3 protein-coding genes are annotated in these 3,739 nt (G+C 75.2%); all 3 read right to left on the reverse strand.

What is annotated here, in order from left to right; genetic code table 11:
• A partial coding sequence (gene fes / locus V7793_RS34965; protein ID WP_336013718.1) for an enterochelin esterase occupies positions 1-1,194 on the reverse strand: 1,194 nt, incomplete at its 3' end.
• A 90-nt stretch (positions 1,195-1,284) separates the two neighbouring features.
• On the reverse strand, positions 1,285-3,480 hold the full coding sequence (gene fhuB / locus V7793_RS34970; protein WP_336013719.1) for a Fe(3+)-hydroxamate ABC transporter permease FhuB: 2,196 nt from the start codon (positions 3,478-3,480) through the stop codon (positions 1,285-1,287).
• Between the two features lie 14 nt (positions 3,481-3,494).
• Positions 3,495-3,739 (reverse strand): histidine phosphatase family protein (locus V7793_RS34975; protein ID WP_336013720.1); only part of this gene is annotated, 245 nt, incomplete at its 5' end.

Raw genomic sequence — 3,739 nt, forward strand, 5'->3', positions numbered from 1 at the left:
GAGCCCTCCGCGCCAGCAGGCGTAGTCGTGGCCCCCGTTGAACTCGCGGTAGGCGACGTCGTAGCCCCGGGCCTCCAGCACGTTGCGCAGGTGGCGGTTCTGGGGGAGGAGCATCCACTCCTGCAGGCCCACCTCCACGCGGAGGCGGACGGGCAGCTTCTCGCTCACCGCGAACTGCCGGGTCAGCCACTCGCTGCCGCCGTCGAACTCCGTCCCGTCCGGCCACCAGAAGGAGCCGGACTGGGAGAGGGCGTTGCCGAACCGCTCCGGCCGCCGGAACGCCGCGAACGCGGCCGTCAGCCCGCCCGCGCTCTGCCCCGCCACGACCGTGCGCGCCGGGTCGTCCGTGGCGCCGTGGGTCTGCGCGGCCCACGGCAGCAGGACGTCCGCCAGCCAGTCGACGAACCCCTCGCTGCAGCTGAGGTCCTCCATGCGGCGGGCGCGGCCCATGGTGTCCACCATCAGCGTGACCGCAGGCGGCACGCGCCCGTCCGCGTACAGGTTGTCCAGCGTGGTGCCGAAGTCCAGGACCGGCCCCCACATCTCGCCGTCCAGCAGCACCACGACGGGGTACGGGCCGCCGTCCGCCCGGTGCCCGGCGGGCAGGTGCACGTGGACGCGCCGCCCGTCGACCACGGCGTCGGCCCGCGCCCCGCGCGCCGTCCCCGGCCGGGGGGCGGCCCAGTCCTGGACCGGGGCGTCCGGGAGCGCCATCACCGACGACGGGTTCCGCCCGTCGCGCGAGGGCAGCTCCGGGAGCGCGCTGAACGGGTCGGGCACGGCCGAGTCCAGGACGTGCAGCCACGCCTTGCGGTCCGCGCGCAGCGTCTCCTCGCGCGAGCCGTGAGCCACGAAGAACTGGTACGAGGCCCGGTGGTCGGCCCGCAGCCGGTGGCTGATGGCCCAGACGTCCGTGCCCTCGACCTTGTCCATGAGGTGCGGCGCGAGGTCGCCCGCGTGCCGGTCCTTGTCGGTGACGGTGTGCAGGAGGGCGAGCACGTCGGAGGCGGGCCGGCCGGGCTCGTCACGCCGGAGGAAGGTGACGAGCCGCCAGGCGGGGTCGCCTTCGGGGTCCGGCTCGACGAGGGGCGTGCCCTTGGTGGCGGCGTGCCGCCAGAAGGTGCCGAGGGCGTCGGGTATGCCGTGGCGCACGGCGGCGGCGAGGTCGCGGAGGAGGGGGCTCTGCGGTTCCATGGGCTTCCTTGTCTCAGGCAGGCGGAACGAGGCCGGGTCCGGGGGCGGAGCCCCCGGTTCGGGAAGGGCGGGCAGGGGAAAGCCCCGGTACTACACCCGCGTTGCAGCCGACCGCCCCAGCAGCACCCACAGCAGGAACGGTCCGCCGAGGACGGTGCTGACGATCCCGACGGGAATCTCCGCCCCGTCGAGCGCGACCCGCCCCACGGTGTCCGCCAGGACGACGAGCGTGGCCCCGACCAGCATGGAGCCCACGACAGGCACCCGCAGGGGCCCGGCCAGGCGGCCCGCGATCACGGGCGAGGCGAGGGCGATGAAGCCGACCGGCCCGCAGATGCCCACCGCCAGGCCGGCGAGGCCGACCGCCAGCAGCATGCACACCAGCCGCACCCGGCCCGGCGCGACGCCGAGCGAGGCGGCGGTGGAGTCGTCGAACCGCAGCACGTTGAGGTGGCGGGCGACGACCAGGGCGATCGGCACGAGGACGGCCAGGCCGATGAGGACAGGCACGGCCACGGAGTAGCTGCGCCCGTTGAGGCTGCCGGACGTCCACACGTACAGCGAGCTGGCCGAGTTCAGGGAGCGCCGGGAGAGGACGACCTGGGTGATCGCCGAGGCGAGCGCGGACATGGCGAGGCCCACGACGAGGACGCGGTAGCCGCGCTGGCCCAGGCCGCCGGAGACGGCGGTGACGACGAGCACGGCGGCGAGCGCACCGAGCGGGCCCGCCCACCACGCGCCGAACGTGCCGCTGAGGGTGGCGGAGAGCAGGACGGCGGCGGTGGCGCCGTCGTTGACGCCGAGCAGCTCGGGCGTGGCGAGCCGGTTGCGGGCGAGGGTCTGGGTGAGGCAGCCGGCGAGGCCGAGGGCCGCGCCCGCGGCGAGCCCGGCCACGATCCGGCCGAGCCGGAACTTCTGCACGAGCAGGACGTCGAACCGGTCGCCCGATCCGAAGACGGCGTTGAACGTACGGCTCAGGCCCATCTCGCTCTGCCCGGCGTACGCGGAGAGGACGACCGCGCCGACGAGCAGGGCGGCGAGGGCGAAGGCGGCGACGGCGGCCCGGCGCGGCACGAGCAGCGACAGGGAGCCGCTGCGGACGACGAGCGTGCCGGCGCCGCCGTCCTCTCCCTTGCGGGGGCGGGGCAGCCTGGCCGCGACACCGCGCCCGCCCTTCGGGCTCTCCTCCGCGGCGGGGTCGGTCATGCCCATCGAGGCCATCCGCCGGGAGCGGACGATGGCGATGAGCACGGGGGCGCCGAAGAGGGCGATGATGACGGAGACGGGCGCCTCGAACGGCCGGGAGACCACGCGGGCGAGGACGTCGGAGCCGGTGAGCACGCCCGCGCCGATGAGGGCGGCGAGCACGATCTGGGCGGTGAGGCGCGGTCCGGTGACGGCCCGTGCGAGGAACCCGGCGAGCAGGCCGAGGAAGGAGATGGGCCCGACGAGCGCCACGGACGCGGCGGTGAGCAGGGTGACGGCCACGGCCACGACGACGCGGATGACGCCGGGCCGGTGGCCCAGCCCCTTGGCGAGGTCGTCGCCGAGCGCGAGCGCGGACAGCGGGCGGGCGATCAGCAGCGCGACGACGAATCCGGCGGCGAGGACGGGCACCAGGCTGCCGAGCTTCGTGAAGCCCTCGACGCCTGCGAGTGAGCCCAGGACCCAGAAGCGGAAGCGGTCGTAGGTCTCGGCGGAGTTGACGATGAGCACGCTGGTGATGCCGCCGAAGGTGGCTCCGAGCGCGGAGCCGGCGAGCACCAGCCGCATCGGGGAACCGCCGCCGCGGCGGCTCGCGATGAGCAGCACCAGCGCACTGGCCAGGACGGCGCCGCCGAAGGCCCACAGGAGGTAGCCGTAGCCGCTGCTCACGCCGAGGAAGGCGATGCCGACGACGACGCCGAGCGAGGCACCGGCGTTCACGCCGAGCAGGCCCGTCTCGGCCAGGGGGTTGCGGGTGACGGCCTGCAGCAGGCAGCCCGCGGTGCCGAGCGCGGCGCCGACGGCCAGTGCGGTCAGCGTCCGGGGCAGTCGCAGGTCGCCGACGACCAGCGAGAGCCGGGAGCTGTCGCGGGCCCCGTTCCGCCCGAGGACGTAGTCCAGTACGTCCCCGGCCCCGACCTCGCCCGCCCCGACGGACAGGGAGAGGGCGGACAGCACGAGGACCCCGGCCACGAGGAGGGCCGAGGCGGTCAGGACGGCCCGGTTGCCGTGCACACGCCCCGCCGGGGCCTGTTGGCCGGCGGGCTGCACCTCCGGGGGGCCCACTTGCGACACAGTCATAAGGTAAGGCTAGCCTAAGGAGTTTGTGTTTCCGCAGGCGAGGCGGTGTCCGTCGTCCCCTGCGGCAGCGGAACGCCGCAGCGCAGGTTCCACCGGCCGCCGCGCCCCGACAGTTCCGTCACCGACAGGGGCAGCACGTCGAGGCGCCAGAACGTCTGCGGCGGCAGGGCCAGGGCGTGGACCAGCGCCGCGCGGACCACCGCCGGAGCGGCGACGGCCAGCACCCTGCCGTCCTCCAGGCCGTCGAGCCACGCACCGA

It is taken from the genome of Streptomyces sp. KLMMK (assembly GCF_036961605.1).
Lineage (GTDB): Bacteria > Actinomycetota > Actinomycetes > Streptomycetales > Streptomycetaceae > Streptomyces > Streptomyces telluris.